The 21,043-nt window shown below is 69.3% G+C and carries 16 protein-coding genes; 7 read left to right on the top strand and 9 right to left on the bottom strand.

Annotated features, from left to right (window positions below):
- Nucleotide 1 precedes the first annotated feature (1 nt).
- The 4 genes from leuC to AZOLI_RS10785 all read right to left on the bottom strand — a co-directional run bounded on the left by leuC (nucleotide 2) and on the right by AZOLI_RS10785 (nucleotide 5,128).
- Nucleotides 2-1,405 (bottom strand): 3-isopropylmalate dehydratase large subunit, encoded by a 1,404-nt coding sequence (gene leuC, locus AZOLI_RS10800; RefSeq protein ID WP_014248670.1) that lies wholly within the window; start codon nucleotides 1,403-1,405, stop codon nucleotides 2-4.
- Nucleotides 1,406-1,546: 141 nt separating this feature from the next.
- Nucleotides 1,547-2,962, bottom strand: a complete 1,416-nt coding sequence (locus AZOLI_RS10795; RefSeq protein WP_014248669.1) for an FAD-binding oxidoreductase — start codon at nucleotides 2,960-2,962, stop codon at nucleotides 1,547-1,549.
- Between the two features lie 68 nt (nucleotides 2,963-3,030).
- Nucleotides 3,031-3,978: a DMT family transporter gene (locus tag AZOLI_RS10790; RefSeq protein ID WP_167331732.1), complete on the bottom strand. Its 948-nt coding sequence runs from the start codon at nucleotides 3,976-3,978 to the stop codon at nucleotides 3,031-3,033.
- A gap of 154 nt (nucleotides 3,979-4,132) precedes the next feature.
- Nucleotides 4,133-5,128, bottom strand: a complete 996-nt coding sequence (locus AZOLI_RS10785; RefSeq protein WP_014248667.1) for an L-threonylcarbamoyladenylate synthase — start codon at nucleotides 5,126-5,128, stop codon at nucleotides 4,133-4,135.
- A 114-nt stretch (nucleotides 5,129-5,242) separates the two neighbouring features.
- Here AZOLI_RS10785 and parA point away from each other — a divergent pair, with 114 nt between their 5' ends.
- Entirely contained in the window at nucleotides 5,243-5,887 is a 645-nt protein-coding gene (gene parA / locus AZOLI_RS10780; protein WP_014248666.1) for a ParA family partition ATPase, read from the top strand.
- Nucleotides 5,888-6,051: 164 nt separating this feature from the next.
- On the opposite strand, the gene bfr (AZOLI_RS10775) is transcribed toward parA, so the two are convergent.
- A complete protein-coding gene (gene bfr, locus AZOLI_RS10775; protein ID WP_014248665.1) occupies nucleotides 6,052-6,531 on the bottom strand; it encodes a bacterioferritin in 480 nt (159 codons plus the stop codon).
- Between the two features lie 14 nt (nucleotides 6,532-6,545).
- Complete coding sequence (bfr, locus tag AZOLI_RS10770) at nucleotides 6,546-7,028, bottom strand: bacterioferritin (protein WP_044550044.1); 483 nt, start codon at nucleotides 7,026-7,028, stop codon at nucleotides 6,546-6,548.
- Between the two features lie 399 nt (nucleotides 7,029-7,427).
- Here bfr (AZOLI_RS10770) and tyrS point away from each other — a divergent pair, with 399 nt between their 5' ends.
- A complete protein-coding gene (gene tyrS, locus AZOLI_RS10765) occupies nucleotides 7,428-8,696 on the top strand; it encodes a tyrosine--tRNA ligase (RefSeq protein ID WP_014248663.1) in 1,269 nt (422 codons plus the stop codon).
- 207 nt (nucleotides 8,697-8,903) lie between these two features.
- Here the strand turns inward: tyrS and AZOLI_RS10760 are convergent, their stop codons facing one another.
- The gene (locus AZOLI_RS10760) at nucleotides 8,904-12,638 is read right to left on the bottom strand and encodes a DUF3971 domain-containing protein (protein WP_014248662.1); all 3,735 of its coding nucleotides are present in this window, start codon (nucleotides 12,636-12,638) and stop codon (nucleotides 8,904-8,906) included.
- Between the two features lie 120 nt (nucleotides 12,639-12,758).
- Between AZOLI_RS10760 and AZOLI_RS10755 the strand changes: the two genes are divergently transcribed.
- The 4 genes from AZOLI_RS10755 (at nucleotide 12,759) to AZOLI_RS10740 (ending at nucleotide 18,519) form a co-directional block, all read left to right on the top strand.
- Entirely contained in the window at nucleotides 12,759-15,767 is a 3,009-nt protein-coding gene (locus AZOLI_RS10755; protein ID WP_014248661.1) for a bifunctional [glutamine synthetase] adenylyltransferase/[glutamine synthetase]-adenylyl-L-tyrosine phosphorylase, read from the top strand.
- Nucleotides 15,768-15,811: 44 nt separating this feature from the next.
- Nucleotides 15,812-16,276: a thioredoxin-dependent thiol peroxidase gene (bcp, locus tag AZOLI_RS10750; RefSeq protein WP_014248660.1), complete on the top strand. Its 465-nt coding sequence runs from the start codon at nucleotides 15,812-15,814 to the stop codon at nucleotides 16,274-16,276.
- A gap of 216 nt (nucleotides 16,277-16,492) precedes the next feature.
- Complete coding sequence (locus AZOLI_RS10745; RefSeq protein WP_014248658.1) at nucleotides 16,493-17,356, top strand: hypothetical protein; 864 nt, start codon at nucleotides 16,493-16,495, stop codon at nucleotides 17,354-17,356.
- A 41-nt stretch (nucleotides 17,357-17,397) separates the two neighbouring features.
- Nucleotides 17,398-18,519 (top strand): anhydro-N-acetylmuramic acid kinase, encoded by a 1,122-nt coding sequence (locus tag AZOLI_RS10740; RefSeq protein ID WP_014248657.1) that lies wholly within the window; start codon nucleotides 17,398-17,400, stop codon nucleotides 18,517-18,519.
- Here the strand turns inward: AZOLI_RS10740 and aat are convergent.
- A complete protein-coding gene (gene aat, locus AZOLI_RS10735; protein ID WP_014248656.1) occupies nucleotides 18,516-19,160 on the bottom strand; it encodes a leucyl/phenylalanyl-tRNA--protein transferase in 645 nt (214 codons plus the stop codon). The genes AZOLI_RS10740 and aat overlap by 4 nt on opposite strands.
- 167 nt (nucleotides 19,161-19,327) lie before the next feature.
- Here aat and AZOLI_RS10730 point away from each other — a divergent pair, with 167 nt between their 5' ends.
- A complete protein-coding gene (locus tag AZOLI_RS10730; RefSeq protein ID WP_014248655.1) occupies nucleotides 19,328-20,074 on the top strand; it encodes a ribonuclease T2 family protein in 747 nt (248 codons plus the stop codon).
- Between the two features lie 5 nt (nucleotides 20,075-20,079).
- Here the strand turns inward: AZOLI_RS10730 and AZOLI_RS10725 are convergent, their stop codons facing one another.
- The gene (locus AZOLI_RS10725; protein ID WP_014248654.1) at nucleotides 20,080-21,042 is read right to left on the bottom strand and encodes an NAD(P)H-hydrate dehydratase; all 963 of its coding nucleotides are present in this window, start codon (nucleotides 21,040-21,042) and stop codon (nucleotides 20,080-20,082) included.
- Between the last annotated feature and the right edge of the window lies 1 nt (nucleotide 21,043).

The following is a 21,043-nucleotide window of genomic DNA, read 5'->3' as shown; positions in this document are numbered from 1 at the left end:
CTTACAGCGCCCGCACGTCCGCCAGATGCCCCGTCACCGCCGCCGCCACGGCCATTGCCGGGCTGACGAGGTGGGTGCGGCCGCCACGGCCCTGACGGCCTTCGAAGTTGCGGTTGGAGGTGGACGCGCTGCGCTCGCCGGGAGCCAGACGGTCGGCGTTCATCGCCAGGCACATGGAGCAGCCCGGCTCGCGCCACTCGAAGCCGGCCTCGGTGAAGATCTTGTCCAGACCCTCATCCTCGGCCTGCTCCTTGACCAGACCCGAACCGGGGACCACCAGGGCGCGCACGCCCTCGGCGACCTTGCGGCCCTTGGCGACTTCGGCGGCGGCGCGCAGGTCTTCGATGCGGCCGTTGGTGCAGGAGCCGATGAAGACGGTGTCCACCTTCACCTCGGTCAGCGGCTGGCCGGGGGTCAGGCCCATATAGGCGAGCGAGCGCTCGACGGCGGCGCGCTTGCCGGCATCGGCGATCTCGGCCGGGTTCGGCACGGTCGCGGTGATCGGCAGCACGTCTTCCGGGCTGGTGCCCCAGGTGACCTGCGGGACGATGTCGGCGGCGTTCAGCACGACGGTGGCGTCATAGACCGCGCCCTCGTCCGACGGCAGCGTCTTCCAGTACTGGACGGCCTGCTCGAAGGCACCGGCCTTCGGCGCCAGGGCGCGGCCCTTGACGTATTCGAAGGTCTTCTCGTCCGGCGCGATCAGGCCGGCGCGGGCGCCGCCTTCGATCGCCATGTTGCAGACGGTCATGCGGCCTTCCATCGACAGGTCGCGGATGGCTTCGCCCGCGAACTCGATGACGTAGCCGGTGCCGCCGGCGGTGCCGATCTTGCCGATGATGGCCAGCACGATGTCCTTGGCGGTGACGCCCGGGTTCACCTTGCCGTCCACGCGGATCAGCATGTTCTTGGCCGGCTTCTGCAGCAGGGTCTGGGTGGCCAGCACATGCTCCACCTCCGACGTGCCGATGCCGAAGGCCAGCGCGCCGAACGCACCATGCGTGGCGGTGTGGCTGTCGCCGCAGACGATGGTGGCGCCGGGCAGGGTGAAACCCTGTTCCGGACCGACGATGTGGACGATGCCCTGGCGGACGTCGTCCATCGGGAAATAGCGGACGCCGAAGTCGCGGGCGTTCTTGTCCAGCGTCTCCACCTGGATCCGGCTTTCCTCCTCGGTGATGCCCTTGGAGCGGTCGGTGGTGGGGACGTTGTGGTCGGGGACGGCGAGAGTGGCTTCCGGACGCCGCACCTTGCGGCCGGCGACGCGCAGTCCTTCGAACGCCTGCGGGCTGGTCACTTCATGGACCAGATGGCGGTCAATGTAGAGGATGCAGGTGCCGTCGTCCTGGCGATGCACGACGTGGCTGTCCCAAATCTTGTCGAACAGAGTGCGCGGCTTGGACATCGGAAAAACTCTCTCTCGCGGTACGACAGGCGCAGAACAATCGGAGGCCGCACCATAGCCTTGTGTCGCGCCGGGGACAAGCGCGGCCATACGTCTTTCGCCGCAAGCCTGTCCCCCGCAACATTCTATCGCGCTAAGCCCTTACGGCAGCATCTTCCCCGGATTCAGCAGGCCGTTGGGATCGAGCGTCGCCTTGATGGCGCGCAACATGTCGAACTCCACCGGCCCCTTGATGACCGGCATCTCGTCCTTCTTGAAGCGGCCGACGCCATGTTCGGCGGAGATCGAGCCGTCCAGCTTGAAGATCACCTCGTTCACCACGTGGCAGATCTCGTCCCAACGGTCGAGATAGGCCTTGGTGTCGGCCCCCTCGGGCTGGCTGAGGTTGAAGTGGATGTTGCCGTCGCCGACATGGCCGAAGGGGGTCGGACGGATGCCGGGGCAGGCCCGCTCCACCGCCGCCTCGGCCAGTTCGAGGAACTCGGCGACGCGGGAGACCGGGATCGACACGTCGTTCTTGATCGACCCGCCCTCGAACTTCTGCGCCTCGACGATGGCCTCGCGGATGAACCACAGCTGCTTGGCCTGGGCGTCCGACTGGGCAAGCGTGGCGTCGGTCGCCAGTTCGGCCTCGAACGCCTCGCCCAGCGCGGTCTCCACCGTCTCCTGGAAGGCGTCGGACTGGGTGCCGGCGGTCAGCTCGGTCAGGACGTACCAGGGCGACGGCTCCGACAGCGGATCGATGGTGCCGGCGACATGCTTCAGGGCGAAATCCAGGCAGCGGCGCGACATCAGCTCGAAGGCCGAGACGGCGTCGCCCGAGGCGGCGCGCAGGCGGGCCAGCAGCTCGATGGCGGCGTCGGGGCTGGGCACGGCGACGAAGGCGGTGATCGACTGGCGCGGGCGCGGGAACAGCTTCAGCACGGCGGCGGTGACGATGCCCAGCGTGCCTTCGGCGCCGATGAACAGGTTCTTCAGGTCGTAGCCGGTGTTGTTCTTGCGCAGCCGGCGCATGCCGTCCCAGACGCGCCCGTCGGCAAGAACCACCTCCAGCCCCAGCACGAGGTCGCGGGTGTTGCCGTAGCGCAGGACGTTGATGCCGCCGGCGTTGGTGGAGATCAGGCCGCCGATCTGCGCGGTGCCTTCCGCGCCCAGGCTCAAGGGGAACAGGCGGTCGGCGTCGGCCGCGGCCTCCTGGATGCTGGTCAGCACCACGCCGGCCTCCACCGTCATGGTGTAGTTCAGCGTGTCGATGTCGCGGATTCGGTTCATGCGCGACAGGCTGAGAACGATCTCGCGCCCCTCCTCGTAGGGGATGGAGCCGCCGACGAGGCTGGTGTTGCCGCCTTGCGGAACGATGGGGATGCCGGCCTCGGCGCAGATCTTGACGACCGCCGCGACTTCCTCGGTGCTGGCCGGGCGGACCACCGCCGGGCTGTTGCCCTTGAAGCGCCCGCGCCACTCCGACAGGTAGGGCGCCATGTCGGCGGCGTCGGTGAGGATGCCGGACGGGCCGACGATGGCGCGGATCTGGTCGAGGGCGGCGGCAACGGTCATGGCAAGGCGTCCGAAGCAGGTTGGGGGGCTCACAATCGATCCCTTCTAACGTCTTCGGCGACCATTTTCTATCCTTTGGCGGCGGATGCGGATCTGTGTTGCCTCAGCCGTGCGGACAGCCGTCCATCGATGGCGGCGAGGCCGGCGGCAATCAGCGCCATGCCGATGCCATGCCTCACCGCAAGCCGCTCGTTGAGAAACAGGCTGCCCAGCAGGATGGCGCTGACCGGGATCAGGAAGGTGACGAGCATCAGGTTGGTCGCCCCGGCGGAAGCCAGGACGCGGAAGAAGATGACGTAGGCCAGGGCGGTGGACAGCAAGGCCAGGCCGGCGACGGCGCTCCAGGCGGCGGGGGTGGGCAGCGGCAGGCTCCAGGGGCGGTCGACCAGCAGGGCCACCGGCACCAGCATCAGGGCGGATGCGGCGACCTGCCCCGTCGCCGTCACCATCGGCGATATGCCCATCCCCTTGAAACGCCGGCCGAAGATGCCGGCGAAGGCATAGGACAGGGCAGCGCCAAGCACAGCGACCTGCGGCAGCAGCCTGTCGCCCAGCCCGCCAAGGGCCGCCGGCCCGATCATCGCCGCCACGCCGGCAAAGCCGATCAACACGCCTGCCAGCCGGTTGCCCGTCATCCTCTCGTCCTGGGTCAGGACATGCGCCACCACGACGCCGAAAAGCGGTGTGGTGGCGTTGAGGACCGAGGCAAGGCCACTGGCGATCTGCGTCTGCCCCCAGACGATCAGGCAGAAGGGAATCAGGTTGTTCAACGTTCCCATGCCGAAGAACGCCGCCCATGTCTGCCGGTCGCTCGGCATCGGCGATCCCAGCAGCCGTAGCAGCGCACCGAGCGCCAGCGCGGCCAGCGCGACCCGCATGGCGACGATGGTGAGCGGCGGCAACTCCCGCACCGCGATGCCGACGAAGAAGAACGAACCACCCCACAGGATCGAAAGAAAGGCCAGCAGGCTCCAGTCGGTCAGGCCCATCGGCCTGGGGGGGGATGGCGCGATCATCCTTTGGCTCCTTATGCGCGCAGGCCCTGCGCGCAAGAGTGTGTCCGAAGCGTCGCCATCCTGAACGGCGTCGCCGCCGCCCGCTATCCGTTTCTTGCTCTGGAATTTCCTGTCGGTGGGTCCAAATCCCGGTTGGGCAGAAGCCGGGAGGCAATCAGCTCCGCGGAGCCGCCGCCCGGCGCAGGCGGTCGTTGATCGCCATGCCCAGACCGACCTCCGGGATCGGCATCACGGCGATGCGCCTGGCTCCGCTCTGGTCGAGGCTGCGCAGGTGGGAGAACAGGTTGGCCGCCGCCTCGTTCAGGTCGCCTTCCAGGCTCAGGTTCAGGCGGGTGGTGCCGCCGAAGACGAAGCGGTCGGGGCCGAAGGTCAGGAACGCTTCGTCCTCTTCCGCCGAGGAGGCGTTGAGGCGCACCGCGGCGTTGGGGGCGTAGTGGCTTTCCAGCTGGCCGGGCGATTTCGGCGCGGTCGGGTCGCCGGCCGACAGGCGGACCGGGCCGATCAGCCGTTCCATCTCGTCGGGCAGCACGGCGCCGGGGCGCAGAAGCACGGCTTCCGGGCCGGTCAGGTCGATGACGGTGGATTCCAGCCCGACCATGCATTTGCCGCCGGTGACGATGGCGTCGACCCGGTCGCCCAGGCTTTCCAGCACATGCTGCGGCGTGGTCGGGCTGACCGCGCCGGAGCAGTTGGCGCTGGGGGCGGCGATCGGCTTGCCGGCGGCGCGCAGGATGGCCTGGGCCACCGGGTGGTTGGGCACGCGGATGGCGATGCTGTCCAGCCCGGCGCTGACCAGCAGCGACAGGGCGGAGTTGGCCGGGCGCGGCACGACCATGGTCAGCGGACCGGGCCAGAACTGCGTCGCCAGATCGTGGGCGCGGTCGTCGAACAGGCCCCAGGAGTGGGCAGCGGCCAGATCGGGGACATGGACGATCAGCGGGTTGAACTGCGGCCGGCCCTTGGCGGCGAAGATGGCCGCCACGGCGCGGTCGTCGGTGGCGTCGGCGCCCAGGCCATAGACCGTCTCGGTCGGGAAGGCGACCAGACGGCCGGCGCGCAGCAGTTCGGCCGCGCGATTGAGGCCGGCGGGGGTGGCCGGGATCAGCGCCGGGCGCTTCTCACCGGTATCGGGTGCGGAATGGTCGATCACGGCGTCTTTCTAGAGCCTGCGGAACAAGTGTCAATTCGCGCGGTTGCACCGGTGCCATGCCCAAGGTTATGAGGGGAGGCGCAAATCGCCAACGACAACATGATGGGTGCGGGCATGACGGGCAAGGTCTTCACCGTGGCGCAGCAGAAGGGCGGCGCCGGCAAGACCACGCTGGCAGCCCATCTCGCCATCGCCTGGGCGCAACTCGGCTACAGGGTCGCCACCGTCGACATCGACCCGCAGGGCAGCCTGACCCGCTGGCATGCCGTCCGCGCCGAGGCGACCGGTGGGCAGCCCGGCTTCACCCATGTTCAGATCACCGGCTGGCGCACCCAGGCGGAGGTGGAGAAGCTGGCGCGCGCCCATGACATCGTGGTGATCGACAGCCCGCCCCATGCCCAGACGGAGGCGCGCATCGCCGTCCGCGCCGCCTCGCTGGTGATCGCCCCGGTGCAGCCGAGCCCGATGGATTTGTGGGCGGTGCACCCGACCATCGATCTGGCGGCGCAGGAGAAACGCCGGCTGCTGCTGGTGCTGAACCGCGTGCCGCCGCGCGCCCGCATCGCCGACGAACTGATCGCCAAGGTGCATGAACTGGCCAATCCGCCGGCGGTGGAACTGGCGGCGGCGCAGGTGGGCAACCGCACCGCCTATGCCGGCACGCTGATGACCGGCCTGTCGGTGACGGAGGCCGCGCGCAAGACCCAGGCGGCGGCGGAGATGCAGGCGCTGGCGGAGGAGATTTTGGGGCGGGTTTGAGGGGGCGGGGTTGCAGTGATTGCCCCCTCCCTAACCCTCCCCCACCTTCGGTGGGAGAGGGGACTGCCGCCGTCCTTTGCTGAAACTCTACAAGCGTCCCGCCCCCTCTCCCGCGAAGCGGGGGAGGGATGGGGAGGGGGCATCCGGCGCGGACGCCCCCAACCTCAGTCCTTGATCTCGCCCATCGCCGACTGGATGTAGTTGGCCAGGCCGATGTCGTCGATCAGGCTCAGCTGGGTTTCCAGATAGTCGATGCGCTCTTCCGACTCTTCCAGCAGTTCGGACAGCTCGTCGCGCGACACGTAGTCGGCCTTCTCCTCGCACACGGCGATGGCGTGGGCGATGCGGTCGCGGGCTTCCTGCTCGGCGGCGAGGTCGCTGGACAGGATTTCCTGCACATTCTCGCCGATGTGCAGCTTGCCCAGATCCTGCAGGTTGGGAATCGCCTCGATGAACAGGATGCGTTCGATGATCTCGTCCGCGCTCTTCATCACTTCGATGGAGGCGTGATACTCCCACTTGCCCAGGGCCTTGACGCCCCAGTTCTTCAGCATGCGGGCGTGCAGGAAATACTGGTTGATCTGGGTCAGCTGGTCCTTGAGGACGATCTGCAGCTGGGCGATGACGTCGCTGTTGCCTTTCATGTTCCGTCCTCCGTTCAGCTCGGGAAGCCGCCCATGGCCGACTGCAGATAGTTCTGCAGGCCGAGCATGTCGATCAGGCCGAGCTGCTGTTCCAGCCAGTGGGCGTGGTCTTCTTCCGTGTCGACCAGCAGTTCCAGCAGAATGCGGCGGGTGTCGTAATCCTTCACCTGCTCGCAATAGGCGATGGCTTCCTTCAGGGCGGCCACCACCTCATATTCCAGGTTCAGGTCGTTCCGCATCATCTCCGGCACGGTCTTGCCGATGTGCAGCGGATCGCGGCTGGCGACGTCGGGCGTGCCTTCCAGGAACAGGATGCGGCGGATCAGCTTGTCCGCATGCTCCAGCTCTTCCATCCGCTCATGCGAGATGCGCTCGCTCAGCGCCTTGAGGCCCATGTCCTCCATGGTGCGCGCATGGGACAGATACTGGTCGGCCGCGCTCAACTCGCCGGTGAGCAGCTTGTTCAAACGGTCCAGGACCCCTTGATCGCCTTGCATAGTAGAATTCTCCAGAATAGACGATTTGTCGCACCTTGGCACAACGGAAGGACTCGCACAATAAAAATATCCATTTGAAACAGAGATGTAGTTGATAGTCACTATCAATTGGGACGGAATCCGGATGCCCAAAATACAGCCAGGGCCGCTTCCCTGTTTTGCGAATCAATGTCAATTGCGATTGGAAAGGATCGCGGTGAATTCCCCGCCTCGGAATACGGTTTTTGACTTGCGCCGGTGCGGCGATGCTTGAGCGGGGGAACAGGCCGGCCCGCTTGCCGGTTCCCCCGTTGCCATTGGGCCGCCGCATTGAGGCAGGGGCCGTTCCGTGCTAACAGACCGCGGGATTTCTCCAACCCCTGCTTCGCCCTTCTTTCCAACGACAGCCGGATTGCGGCCATGACGACGACCTCCTCCTCGGCCCCTGCCTCGGAGTTTCTGCGCACCCTGCAGGAGCGCGGATTCATCCACCAGTGCACCGACCTCGCCACGCTGGACGAGCGGGCGCAGAAGGGGCCGATCGTCGCCTATATCGGCTTCGACTGCACCGCCGACTCCTTGCATGTCGGCAGCCTGCTGCCGATCATGATGCTGCGCTGGCTGCAGAAGACCGGCCACAAGCCGATCGTCCTGATGGGCGGCGGCACCACCAAGATCGGCGATCCGTCCGGCAAGGACGAGGCGCGCCAGCTGCTGACCGACGAGGTCATCGCCGGCAACATGGCGGGCATCAAGCGCATCTTCGGCCGCTACCTGACCTTCGGGGACGGGCCGACCGATGCGGTGATGGCGAACAACGCCGACTGGCTGGACGAGCTGAAATACATCCCGCTGCTGCGCGACATCGGCCGGCATTTCACCATCAACCGCATGCTGTCCTTCGAATCGGTCAAGCTGCGGCTGGACCGCGAGCAGCCGCTGACCTTCCTCGAATTCAATTATATGATTCTCCAGGCCTACGACTTCGTGGAGCTGAAGCGGCGCTACGGCTGCAGCCTGCAGATGGGCGGGTCGGACCAGTGGGGCAACATCGTCAACGGCGTCGAGCTCGGCCGCCGCACCGATGGGGCGGAGCTGTTCGGCCTGACCACGCCGCTGCTGACCACGTCCTCCGGCGCCAAGATGGGCAAGACCGCCGCCGGTGCGGTGTGGCTGACCGCCGACAAGCTCAGCAGCTACGATTTCTGGCAGTACTGGCGCAACACCGAGGATGCCGACGTCGGCCGCTTCCTGCGCCTCTACACCGAACTGCCGCTGGACGAGGTCGCCCGGCTGGAAAGCCTGCAGGGCGCCGAGATCAACGAGGCCAAGAAGATCCTCGCCAACGAGGTGACCAAGCTCGCCCATGGCGAGGAAGCCGCGCTGGAGGCCGCCGAGACCGCCCGCCGGGCCTTCGAGGAAGGGGCCGCGGCCGAGGGCCTGCCCAGCATCGAGGTCGCCCGCGCCGAGCTGGAAGCCGGGATGCCGGTGGTCGACCTGCTGGTGTCCGCCGGTCTGGCCGCGTCGAAGGGCGAGGCCCGCCGGCTGATCAAGGGCGGCGGCGCCAAGCTGAATGACGGGCCGATCGCGGACGAGGCGGCGAAGGCGACGACGGCCGATCTGAACGCGGACGGCGTGGTGAAGCTCAGCGCCGGCAAGAAGCGGCATGCGCTGGTGAAGGTGGGGTGAGTGTCCGGGGGGCTGCTGCTGGTCGAGGTGCGGCGGCCCCCTCCCTAACCCTCCCCCGCTGGCGCGGGAGAGGGAACTCCGCTGCACTTAACCATAAATTGGTGCAGCCAAGTGTCCTACCCCCTCCACCGCGATCGGACCGGCCTTTGGCCGGCCGAGAGCGGGGGAGGGATGGGGAGGGTGCACACCGCACCGACCACTTCCCCCTCACCGCGTATGCGCCTCCGGCGGCGGCTTGGTGTCGGGCATCGGCGTGCCGTCGCCGCCCAGGAAGAACAGGTTGCGCAGGAAGCCGGGGGCCAGCACCGCCAGCGGGTTGACCGTCACCTCGGGGTCGGACAGCGGCCCCTGGACATGCCAGGTGGCGGAGAAGATGCCCTGGCCCTCGCCGCCGCTCAGCACGTCGCCCAGCAGCGGGATTTGGCCGATCAGACGGTTCAGGCCATAGACCGGAACGATGGTGCCCTGCAGATTGGCGGTCTCCGTCTCCAGGTCGACCTGCCCCTCCAGCGTCAGGCCCAGTGCCGAGCCCGAGGTGCGCAGGTCCTTCAGGGTCAGCAGCCGGCCCTCCTTGCGGAAATCCGCCGACATCCGGCCGAAATTGATGCCCTTGCCGCCGCCCAGCAGTTCGGCGAACCCCGACGGCGAGATGGCGTTGAGGATGCGCGCCAGGGCGGGGACATCGATCAGCGTGTAGTCGAGGATCTCCGCCTTGCCGACGATGGCGGCATCGGCCCGCGGCTCCACCGACCGGCCCGACAGGATCAGGCGGCCACCGCGCATGCGGTCGTTCAGGTCCATCGCCTGCAGGGCGGAGCCGAGATCGTCGGCGGTGATGGCGAGATCGTAGACGCCCTGCGCCCCCGGCCGCCATTTCATCGACACGCCGCCGCCCTCGCTGCGGCCGGTGAGGTCCAGCAGGGTCCAGGCGGCGGTGTCGCGCTGCATCGATCCGGCGACCTGCCGCAGCCGCCGCCCCTCGCCGAACACCACCGAATCGAACTTGATGGCGACGTCCAGCGGCGTCTTGCGGCTGTCGCCGCTCCGGGCCTTTTGCGGGTCGGGAGTGACGGCACCCTCGCCGGACGGCGTCTTGCCGGTCAGGCCGCGGGCATCCAGGCTGCTGCCGGTGATGGTGCCGGCATAGCCGCCGGCCGGGCCGCCGGGCTTGGCGGGGGGCAGAACGGTCAGGTCGGCGCGCAGGTCGGTCCGGCCCAGCTTGAAGCTGGGGGTCTGGATCCGCGCCACCCGCTTGCCACCGTCGGCCAGCTCCAGGTTGGTGACGGCCTTCAGTCCGCCGGCATCGACGGTCAGGTTGCTGATGCGGGTCGGGCGGTCCTTGTCGAACTCCAGCGTCAGCTTGCCGGTGCCGGGCTTGCCGGGCGGCTTGGCCCAGGCCAGCTCCTCAATGGACAGCCGGGTCTTCTCCAGGTTCAGGTTCGCCGTCAGCGCCAGCTTGCGGCGGCGGTCCACCGTGAACAGCACGTCGGCGCCGAACGGGCCCTGCACCCGGTCTTCCAGGTCGATGCCGTGGGCGCGCAGATCGTCGGCGGTGGCGTCGCCCTTCACCGCGATGCGGGTGCGCGGACCCTTGGCCGCGCTGTCGAAGGATTCGTTCCAGTCCACGGTGACTGGGATGCCGTCCAGCTTGGTGGTGCCCTTGATCTGCATGGCCTTGAGGTCGAGCGCCAGCGACAGCTCTCCGTCGGTGGCGTTCAGCCCCGCCGCCACCTTCTCCACCGCCACCTTGTGCAGCTTGCCGGTCACGTCCAGCTCCAGCTGCTCCACCTTCAGGTCGGCCAGCAGCGGGAAGGCGAAGTGAAGCTGCGCCTCCGCCGTGCCCTGGGTCCGCTTCGGGTCCATCTCCAGCTTGGTCGGATAGCCCAGCGGTGGCATGTCGAGCAGGGTCAGGATCGACCGCACCGGCCCCTGGACCGGAATGCGGATGTCCATCGTCTCCTTGCCGGTGTCCAGCCCGCCGATCACCGCCTTGCCGTCGCCGACCTCGATGTCGCCCGATTTCGGATCGGCGATGCGGCCGCCCCTGGTCTGGATCGAGAAGGTCTTGCCGTCGGTGGTCGCCTCCACCCCGGCGCCGGTCACCGGCGTCAGGTCGTGGAAATAGCGGACGCTGACATTCTCCCCGGCCATGGTCGCCAGGAAGCGCGTCATCTCCGGTTCCGCCGGGCGGTCGAGCGGCAGCGACAGCGCCACCTCGGCCCGCGCCTCCGTCACCGTGCCGCGGGACAGGTTGGCAGTCACCCAGTCCCGCGCGTTCGGGCTGGCAACCTTCGGCCAGTAGCGGCGCAGCTCGTCCAGCGCCATGCCGCGCACGCTCGCCTGCGCCTCCACCGCCATGCGGTCGCCCTGGCGCAGGGCGGTGCCGCTGGCCTCGACCCGCGGCTGCGGCCCGCCGGCCTCGCCCAGCACCGCCGTCAGGCCGTCCAGCGCGATGCGGTCGCGGTCGCCATGCAGGCGTAGCCGGGCCGACTCGACGGGCAGCGGCCCTTCGAACAGATCCGGACGGTGCAGATGGCCGGCGCCGGCGGTGAGGTCGGCCTTGCCCGCGGTCGGCTGAAGGGACGGGTCGAAGGCGACCTCCAGCGTGCCGGACAGCGGCAGGGCGGCGTCCTTCAGCGGCGCCAACATCGGGGCGATGCCGGCCAGCGCCGCGGGGGTGACGCCGGTCAGGCGCAGCGCGGCGCGCCCGTCCCTGCCGGGTCCCTGCTGCCCCGACAGCTCGAGCCCGGCGGTCCGGCCGCCGGCGGTCAGCGACAGCGACGCCTGGAGGTCGCGTCCCCCGCCGGTCTCCGTCAACTCGCCCCGGCCGTTCAGCGCCAGCGGTTCGCCGCCGTCCGCAGACGCCGCCTTCAGCGACAGATCCTCCACGCGCAGCCGCCGGCCCGGCACGTCCAGGCTGCCGCGAAGGGCCATGTTCTGCACCGCGAGCGGTTCCGGCCGCAAGGCGGGCAGGGCGACGGTGCCGGCACCGCCGCGCAGGTTCAGATCGAGCGTCGACGGCTCGAACCGGGGATCGAGCTTCGCCGTGACCGTGCCCGACAGCGGCAGCCTCACCGCGGCCAGCGGGGCCAGGGCCGGCCCGACCGCCGCCAGAGCCGCCGGTTCCAGGCCGTCGACGGACAGGGTCAGGTCGGTGGTGGAATCGGCGATGTTGAAATGGCCGGAGGCGGCGACGGTCACCGGATGCCGGTTCGCATCCCCCTGGTTTTGCGTACCGCCCTGGTTCTGGGCACCGAGATCGAGGGTCAGGCGGGCGCGGCCCTGGGCGCCCTCGGCGTCGCGGGTCAGGATCATGTCGGCGCGGGTCGCGTGCCAGGAGAGATCCAGCATGCGGTTCTCGATCCGCAAATCGGCACCCACCACCGAAAGCCGGCGCAGCAGCCCGAGCGGCCGGTCGATGTCGGGCGGCCGGCGCAGGCTGTCCAGCGCCTCGTCCAGCAGGTCGGGGCCGTCGCTTTCGCGCTTCTGCACCGAGTCCGTGTCGGACCGCACATCGAAGGCGATGCTGCCGTCCGCCCGCCGCAGCACGCTGAGGCGCGGCCGGACCAGATCGAGGCGCGTCGGCGACAGCGTGCCGCGCAGCAGCGCCGCGACGGAGAAGCCGATGCCCATCTCCGGCACCGCAGCCAGCTCCGCCCCGTCGGCATTCAGCGCCTGCACCCGCCGGGCACGCAGGTCGAGACGCCGTCCGCCGCCGCTTTCCAGCGTGTCCTCATCCTCCAGCGACAGCACCAGCTCGCCGACATCGATGCGGAACCGGCCGTCGCGGTCGCCCAGCGCCTCTTCGACATAGGGGATCAGCGGGTCGAGCGCGATCGGCCCCTGCGACAGCCGCCAGGCGAACAGCCCGCCCGCCGCCAGCGCGATTGCCCCGATCCCGGTCAGCGTAAGGCCGAGAATCTTCGCGGTGCGCCGGATCATCGGGCACCATGTCGGGAGGAGAGGGGGAGGGGGGAGAGGGCGCGCGAATCGGCCCGATTGACGTTCTCTCCCGACGCGTGCAGCTTTCTGCACATGTTTTGAGCAGGAAAGACCGTCGCCATGTCCAGCCCCGTCCCGTTTTCCGCCCCCTTGCCGAAGCCCTTCGACGCCGCGCAGGCGGCGCTGGGGATGGAGCGCTGGCGCCAGCAGGCCGCCGCGGCGGAGCCGGAGACGCGGGCCTGGGCCGACGCCTTCGCCGATTCGGAGCCCGGCCGTGCGCTGGTCGATGCGGTGTGCGGCAACAGCCCGTATCTGGGCCATATCCTGACGCGGGAGCTGCCCTTCGTCCGGCGGGTGATGGAGGACGGGTTCGACGCCAGCTTCGCCGGGCTGATCGCCGCACTCCATGCCGAGCATGGCGATGAGAAATCGATGGACCGGCTGATGGCCGGCCTGCGGGTGGCGAAGCGGCGGGCCGCCCTGCTGATCGCGCTGGCCGACATCGCTGGGTCGTGGCCGCTGTTCCGCGTCACCGGCGCCCTGTCGGAGCTGGCGGAGACGGGGGTGCAGCTGGCCGCGAATTTCCTGCTGCGCCGCGCCGCGGAGGCGGGGACGCTGACGCTGCCGGATCCGCAGCGACCGTGGATCGGCTCAGGTCTGATCGTGTTGGGCATGGGCAAGCTTGGCGGGCGCGAACTCAACTATTCCAGCGACATCGACCTGATCGTCCTGTACGACGACGCTGTTGTGCAGACGCCCCAGCCGGACAACCTCGCGCGAACCTTCATCAGGCTCGCACGCGATCTTGTCCGCATTATGGATGAACGCACCAAGGACGGCTACGTCTTCCGCACCGACCTTCGGCTTAGGCCGGACCCCGGCGCCACGCCGCTGGCGGTTTCCGTTTCGGCGGCCGAAATTTATTACGGCAGCGTCGGCCAGAACTGGGAACGCGCGGCGATGATCAAGGCCCGCCCGATTGCCGGCGATCCGGAGGCCGGGGCGTCCTTCATCCGCTTCCTGGAGCCCTTCGTCTGGCGCCGCAACCTGGATTTCGCTGCCATCCAGGACATCCATTCGATCAAGCGCCAGATCAACGCCCACAAGGGCCACCGCGAGGTGACGGTCAACGGCCACGACATCAAGGTCGGCCGCGGCGGCATCCGCGAGATCGAGTTCTTCGCCCAGACCCAGCAGCTGATCTTCGGCGGCCGCGACCCGCGCGTGCGCATCGCCCCGACGCTGATGGCGAACGAGGCGCTGCGCGACGTCGGGCGCGTGCCGGCCCAGACGGTGGAGGATCTTGCGGGGGCCTATCATTTCCTGCGCCGTGTCGAACATCGCATCCAGATGATCGACGACCAGCAGACCCACCGTATTCCCGCAGACGATGCCGGGGTGGCGCATCTCGCGACATTCCTCGGCTACGCCGACCCGGACGCCTTCCGGGCGGAGCTGCTGGCGACGCTGGGTCAGGTCGAGGACCGCTATGCCGAACTGTTCGAGGAGGCGCCGTCGCTCTCCGGCCCCGGCAACCTCGTCTTCACCGGCACCGATCCCGATCCCGGCACGGTGGAGACGCTGAGCGGCATGGGCTTTGCCGACGCTGCCCGCGTCATCAACGTGGTGTCGGCCTGGCACCGCGGCCGCTACCGCGCCACCCGGTCGGGCCGGGCGCGGGAACTGCTGACGGAATTGACGCCGGCCCTGCTGAGCGCGCTGGCCAAGACGCCGGCCCCCGATTCGGCGCTGATGAACTTCGACGATTTCCTCGGCAAGCTGCCGGCCGGCGTCGGGCTGTTCTCCCTGTTCGTCGCCAATCCCTGGCTGCTGGAGCTGGTGGCGGAGATCATGGGCATCGCGCCGCAGATGGCGCAGACCCTGTCGCGCAACCCGTCGCTGCTGGACGCCGTGCTGTCGCCGGACTTCTTCGATCCGCTGCCGGGCAGGGAAAACGGCCTTGCCGACGACCATGCCCGCGTGATGGCGCCGGCCCGCGATTTCGAGGATGCGCTGACCCTGTCGCGGCGCTGGACCAACGACCAGCGCTTCCGCGCCGGGGTCCACATCCTGCGCGGCATCACCGACGGCGACCGCTGCGGCGCCTTCCTGGCCGATTTGGCCGACATCGTCGTTCCCGACCTCGCCCGCCGGGTGGAGGAGGAGTTCGCCCAGCGACATGGCCGCATTCCCGGCGGTGCCTGGGTGGTGGTGGCGATGGGCAAGCTGGGCAGCCGGCAGCTGACCATCACCTCGGACATCGACCTGATCGTGATTTACGACGTGGCGCCCGGCGACAGCCCACGCCTGTCCGATGGAGCAAAGCCGCTGTCGCCCAACGAGTATTACATCAAGCTGACCCAGCGGCTGACCAACGCCATCACCGCCCCGATGGGCGACGGCCGGCTCTACGAGGTGGACATGCGGCTGCGCCCGTCCGGCAATGCCGGGCCGCTCGCCACCTCGCTGGACGCCTTCCTGAAATACCAGACGACCGACGCCTGGACCTGGGAACACATGGCGTTGACCCGCGCCCGGGTGATCGGCGGCGATCCCGCTCTGGCCGACCGGGTGTCGGCGGCGATCCGCTCGGTGCTGACGGCGCCGCGCGATGCCGACCGGCTGCTCTGGGACGTCGCCGACATGCGGCGGCGAATCGAGAAGGAGTTCGGGACGACCAACGTCTGGAACGTCAAATACGCCCGCGGCGGCCTGATCGACATCGAGTTCATCGCCCAGTACCTGCAGCTGCGTTTCGGTCATGAGCGGCCGGACATCCTGCACATCGGCACCGCCAAGGCGCTGCAATGCGCCGCCCGCACCGGTGCCCTGGATGCGGAGGTGGCGGCCGATCTGGAAGCGACGCTGCGGGTCTGGCGGCGGGTGCAGGGCTTCCTGCGGCTGACCACCGCGGGTGTGCTGGACCCCAACCAGGTGTCGCCCAGCCTGCTGGCCGGGCTGGTCCGCGCTGCCTTTCCGGACGAGCGTGAGCCTGGCGCTGTTGACTTCCCCGAACTGGACCACAGAATCCGTGCCGTCGCCGCCCGCGCCCATGGCCACTTCAAGGCCCTGGTCGAGGAACCGGCGGGCCGTCTGGCCCCACCCAACACGACCACGCCTCCGGCCTGAGGGATCGCCTCGCCGCCGGCAAGAAGAAGGACATTCGAGCAGCCATGACCGTAGACGTCGGATCGCCCGCCCCGGATTTCACCATGCCGACCGATGGCGGGGGCAGCGTCACCCTGTCGGCCCTGCGCGGCAAGCCGGTGGTTCTGTATTTCTACCCCAAGGACGACACGTCGGGCTGCACCTCGGAGGCCTGCGGCTTCCGCGACCAGCTGCCCGACTTCTCCGCCGTCGATGCGGTGGTGATCGGCGTGTCCAAGGACAGCGTCGCCAGCCACGACAAGTTCAAGGCCAAGCATGAGCTGACCTTCACGCTGGCCTCCGACACCGACGGCGCCGTCTGCGAGGCCTATGGCACCTGGGTCGAGAAGAGCATGTACGGCCGCAAATACATGGGCATCGACCGCGCCACCTTCCTGATCGACAAGGACGGCGTGGTCTGCAACGTCTGGCGCAAGGTGAAGGTGACCGGCCATGTCGCGGCGGTGCTGAAGGCCGTGCAGGCGCTGTAACCTGTCGCGTGAAGGCGGGGCGCCGTTTTCTCCCGGCATGAGCCGTATGGGATGGACGCCCTGCCGCCCCGGCTATTCCTCAGGCGCGAGGGCGTACGCCACAAGGGTATTTTTAGAATCGCCCCAAACCTGCCTACACTCCGTGCATTCCCGCACCAGAGGCCGCGCAACCCACCGCGGTTTTGGTCCTTCGGCTGCCCCAGGGATGCACGACCAATGAACGTTGCGAATATTGCCCGGCGCCTCGTCGCCGGAGAGTTCCACTATGCGCTCGGCCGCTTCGAAACGGTGCGGCGCGGTTACAGTGCCTTGCGCCGACTGTCCCCCCGATCACGGCAGCGTGCCCCGGCCGGGCCGCCCGTCGCCCTGCCCACCCTTCCGGTCAGCCTGTTCGCCGGCCAGACCGCGGACCGGGCGCTGGCCGAGCTGCGCCGCGACTCGATCGCCACCGGCTTCGACCTGCCCTGGGCGATGGTGGAGGAGCTGGTGGAGTTCGCCACCCACTCTCCCCTGCAGCGGCGGCTGCGCGACGAGCGGATGTTCTACCGCCACGACGTCCGCAACGGCCGGCTTGCCGACGGCTCGCCCGCGGTGATGGGCATCGTTCCCGATCCGCTGGACTGCCCGGCGGTGCGGCGGGTCTGCCGCGATCCGCTGCTGATGGAATGCGCCGGGGCCTTCCTGGGATTCCCCGCGACCAAGATCATCCCGCGCCTGTTCTGGAGCTTCGTCACCGACGCCAGCGACGACGAGCGCCGGCAGTTGGGCCAGACCATCGACTGGCATTACGACGTTCACGATTTCCATTTCTGCTCGGCCCAATTCTACCTGACCGACGTCAGCCCCGGTGCGGGGGAGCATGAGCTGGTCCGCGGCAGCCATCACGGCAAGTCGCTGCGCATGCTGCTGGGCTCCGCCAATGCCCGCGACGAGGAACTGTTCACCCGCTTCGCCCGCGACCGCATCCTGGTGGTGGAGGGGCCAGCCGGCACCGGCTTCCTGGAGGACACCTCCTGCTACCATCGTGCCGTGCCGCCGGCCAACCGCGACCGGCTGATGCTGCAGCTTTGGCTCAGCTAGGCTAGTGTGCGTCCGTCACCAAAGCGGGCGCGGAGCAGACGATGAAGAACCGGGACGGGGATGACGGGGAGGGGCTGCGCGCCGTCGTCGGCCTGATGAGCGGCACGTCGATGGACGGCATCGACGCCGCCCTGCTGCGCACCGACGGGCGCGAGCGGGTGGAGGCGCTCTCCTTCCTGACCATTCCCTATGACGACGGCTTCCGCGCGCGGCTGCGCGGTTGCCTCGGCAGGACCGACCATGGCGGGCCGGTGGCGGAGGTCGAGCGCGAGCTGACCGACGCCCATGCCGATGCGGTGCGCCGTCTGCTGGATCAGGCGGGCGTCGCGCCGGCCGACGTCGAGCTGATCGGTTTCCACGGCCACACCATCCATCACGATTCCGACCGGCGCCTCACCCGCCAGATCGGCGACGGCGCCCGGCTGGCCGCGGCGACCGGCATCGCCGTGGTCAACGACTTCCGCAGTGCCGACGTGGCCGCGGGCGGGCAGGGGGCGCCGCTGGTCCCGCTGTTCCACCGCGCGCTGGCGCATGGGCTGGCGCGCCCGCTCGCCGTCCTCAACATCGGCGGCGTCGCCAACGTCAGCTGGATCGGTCCCGAGGCTTCGGACGGGGAAGCCGAGGTCGTCGCCTGCGACACCGGGCCGGGCAACGCCCTGATCGACGATTGGGTTCTGCGCCACGGCCTCGGCCGCTTCGATGCCGGCGGGGCGCTGGCGGCGACCGGCCAAGTGGATGGTCCGGCGCTGGCCGCCCTGATGGCCCATCCCTGGTTCGGCCGCCCGGCGCCCAAGTCGCTGGACCGCGACGCCTTCGACCCGGCGCCGGTGGCCGCCCTGTCCGCCGCCGACGGCGCCGCGACCCTGACCGCCTTTACTGCCGACTCGGTCGCCCGCGTGGTGGCCCATCTGCCGGCCCCGCCGGTGCGCTGGCTGGTCTGCGGCGGCGGCCGCCACAACGCCACGCTGATGGCGATGCTGGCCGGCCGGCTGGGGGTGCCCGTCGACTCGGCCGATCTGGTCGGCTGGGACGGCGACGCGCTGGAGGCCCAGGCCTTCGGCTATCTCGCGGTACGCAGCCGGCTCGGGCTGCCGCTCAGCCTGCCGGCGACCACCGGCGTGCCGGCCCCCCAATGCGGGGGCGTGTTCCACCCGGTAGCCTAACCCGACGCCGACTCCAGCAGATCCGCCAGCGCCGCCTGCTGGTCCACCGCGTGGAAGTCGGTCTTGCGCTCCATCGCGGCGGCAAGGCGGCGGCGGTATTCGGTGCGGGGGATCTCGATGGCGCCGAACCGGCACAGATGCTCGGTCACGAACTGGGTGTCGAGCAGGGCGAATCCGGCGGCGCGCAGGCGGGCGACCAGATGGACCAGCGCCACCTTGCTGGCCCCGGTCTCGCGGCTGAACATGCTCTCGCCGAAATAGGCGCCGCCGATCGACACTCCATAGAGCCCGCCGACCAGCAGGCCGTCGCGCCAGCATTCGACGCTGTGGGCGAATCCGGCATCGAACAGCTCGCTGTAGAGCCGGATGATGTCGTCGTTGATCCAGGTCTTCGGCCGATCCTCCGTCGATTCGGCGCAGCCCTCGATCACCGCGCGGAAGGCGCTGTCGAAGCGCAGTTCGAAGAGGCCGCGGCGCAGGGTCTTGCGCAGGCTGCGCGGCACATGGAAGGCGTCCAGCGGCAGGATGCCGCGGCGCTCCGGATCGAACCAGTGGAGTTCCCGCGACTCCGCGCTTTCGGCCATCGGGAAGATGCCGGCGGCATAGGCGCGCAGAAGCATCGGGGCGGACAGGGTGAACATGCCGATGACTATACCCGATGAAGCGACGCAGGCCATTGTGGCGAAACACCGATGCCGAAGGCGGGAGGCAGCCGTCCGGCCGAGTGATATTGGTGTCGAGACCCCGCGACAGCAACCTCCTTCCATGGTATGCAACGCTGGGAAGCACAGCCGTGGGAAGACTCGTCATGCGCAGCGCCGTCGTCGCCGCCCTGTCCGTTCTGGTTGCCGGACTGTTCGCCGCAAGCCCAGCCTGGGCGCAAAGGAAGGCGGAGCCGGGCGCCTTCGATTACTACATCCTGTCGCTGTCCTGGTCGCCGACCTACTGCGCCCGCGACCGGAATGGTCCCGACCCCGACCAGTGCGGCGAGCGCAAACACGGCTTCGTCGTCCATGGCCTGTGGCCGCAATACAATGACGGCAGCTATCCCGCAACCTGCACCCGCGACCGCAACGTGCCCAAAGCGGTGGTGGACCAGACCATGACAGTGATGCCCAGCGTCGGGCTGATGATGCACCAGTGGCGCAAGCACGGGACCTGTTCCGGCCTGAACGCGACCGATTATTTCGCCAAGCTGCGCGCCGCCGCCGCCAAGGTCGCGATTCCCGATCCGCTGAAGGCTCCCGGCCTGACCGTGCCGGCCGTCCAGGTGGAGCGCCTGTTCCTGGAGGCCAATCCCGGCCTGACCGCGGAGGGGGTGGCGGTCATCTGCTCCCGCCGCGACGTGTCGGAGGTCAGGGTCTGCCTGAACAAGGATCTGGGCTTCATGAACTGCGGCCAGAAGGTGGTCGACCGCTGCCGCGACCGCGACGCCGCCCTGTCGGCGCAGGTGGCGCCGGTCCAGTCCCAAACCTTCAACGCCGTCCCCGCCACCCCGGCCCTGCCGCCGTCCCCGGCCGTGGCGCCCGCTCCGGCCAGCGCTCCGGCGCGCTGAGGCGGTCAATCGCTTTCCACCCCCTCGGCCAGGGCCGCCATCGCCGCCGGGATTTCCGCCAGCAGTTCGCGGGCGAGGAAGCCGAGCGGGCCGATCCGGCGGCTCAGCCGGTTGCCCGCCTCGCCATGCAGATAGACGCCCCAGATGGCCGCCTGCTCCGGGCTGGCGCCGCGGGCCAGCAAGCCGGCGACGATCCCGGCCAGCGTGTCGCCGGAACCGGAGGTGGCGAGCCCCACCGTGCCGCCGCGATAGGCCCAGGCCCGGCCGTCGGGGGTGACGATGCGGGTGCAGCTCCCCTTCAGCGCGACCACCACCTGCAGATGGGCCGCGACCTGTCGGGCCGCGGCGAGCGGATCGGCCTCCACCCGGTCGCGGGCGCAGCCCAGCAGCCCGGCCATCTCGCCGGCATGGGGGGTGATCACAACATTGCCGGCGTGTCGTTGCACCGGCGCCGGGTCACGGCGCAGCCCGGCCAGCGCCCCCGCATCCAGCACGAAGCGCGGCCCTCCGCCGGCCGGACACAGCGCCGGATCCTGAGCCGGATCCCGAGCCGGATCCAGGCGGGTCAGCAGGTCGGCGGTCAGCTCCACCACCGCCGCCTCATCCATCATGCCGGGACCGATCAGCACGGTGTCGCAGCGCGAAGCCCGCTCGGCCAGCGCCTCGCCCGACTCGGCGGCGATGCCACCCTCCGCCGTTTCCGGCAGGCCGGCGACGAGCGCCTCGGGCAGGGCGAGGCCCAGATGCGGGGCGATGCTGGCTGCGGTGGCGATCTGCAGCTTGCCGGCGCCCGCCCGCAGGGCGCCGATTGCGGACAGCAGGGCGCCGCCCGGCACCGGCACGCTGCCGGCAATGACAAGCACCCGGCCGCGGGTTTCCTTGTCGCCGTCGCCGTCCGGCTGGGGCAGGGGCATGCCGCGCAGCAACTCCGCGGTGACGGCAATTTCCTCGATACGATCCACGGGCATG

The sequence above is a fragment of the Azospirillum lipoferum 4B genome (assembly GCF_000283655.1).
In the GTDB taxonomy this organism is placed as follows: Bacteria; Pseudomonadota; Alphaproteobacteria; order Azospirillales; family Azospirillaceae; genus Azospirillum; species Azospirillum lipoferum_C.
This window is presented reverse-complemented; position numbering and strand designations above follow the sequence as displayed.

Excerpts from the sequence above, each read along its gene's own strand:
- tyrS (WP_014248663.1), top strand. The coding sequence starts at position 7,428 with ATGACGACGACCTCCTCCTCGGCCCCTGCCTCGGAGTTTCTGCGCACC.
- bfr (WP_014248665.1), bottom strand. The coding sequence starts at position 6,531 with ATGAAAGGCAACAGCGACGTCATCGCCCAGCTGCAGATCGTCCTCAAG.
- AZOLI_RS10795 (WP_014248669.1), bottom strand. The coding sequence starts at position 2,962 with ATGACCGTTGCCGCCGCCCTCGACCAGATCCGCGCCATCGTCGGCCCG.
- bcp (WP_014248660.1), top strand. The coding sequence starts at position 15,812 with ATGACCGTAGACGTCGGATCGCCCGCCCCGGATTTCACCATGCCGACC.
- AZOLI_RS10725 (WP_014248654.1), bottom strand. The coding sequence starts at position 21,042 with ATGCCCGTGGATCGTATCGAGGAAATTGCCGTCACCGCGGAGTTGCTG.
- AZOLI_RS10740 (WP_014248657.1), top strand. The coding sequence starts at position 17,398 with ATGAAGAACCGGGACGGGGATGACGGGGAGGGGCTGCGCGCCGTCGTC.
- bfr (WP_044550044.1), bottom strand. The coding sequence starts at position 7,028 with ATGCAAGGCGATCAAGGGGTCCTGGACCGTTTGAACAAGCTGCTCACC.
- AZOLI_RS10755 (WP_014248661.1), top strand. The coding sequence starts at position 12,759 with ATGTCCAGCCCCGTCCCGTTTTCCGCCCCCTTGCCGAAGCCCTTCGAC.
- aat (WP_014248656.1), bottom strand. The coding sequence starts at position 19,160 with ATGTTCACCCTGTCCGCCCCGATGCTTCTGCGCGCCTATGCCGCCGGC.
- parA (WP_014248666.1), top strand. The coding sequence starts at position 5,243 with ATGACGGGCAAGGTCTTCACCGTGGCGCAGCAGAAGGGCGGCGCCGGC.
- AZOLI_RS10790 (WP_167331732.1), bottom strand. The coding sequence starts at position 3,978 with ATGATCGCGCCATCCCCCCCCAGGCCGATGGGCCTGACCGACTGGAGC.
- AZOLI_RS10760 (WP_014248662.1), bottom strand. The coding sequence starts at position 12,638 with ATGATCCGGCGCACCGCGAAGATTCTCGGCCTTACGCTGACCGGGATC.
- leuC (WP_014248670.1), bottom strand. The coding sequence starts at position 1,405 with ATGTCCAAGCCGCGCACTCTGTTCGACAAGATTTGGGACAGCCACGTC.
- AZOLI_RS10745 (WP_014248658.1), top strand. The coding sequence starts at position 16,493 with ATGAACGTTGCGAATATTGCCCGGCGCCTCGTCGCCGGAGAGTTCCAC.
- AZOLI_RS10730 (WP_014248655.1), top strand. The coding sequence starts at position 19,328 with ATGCGCAGCGCCGTCGTCGCCGCCCTGTCCGTTCTGGTTGCCGGACTG.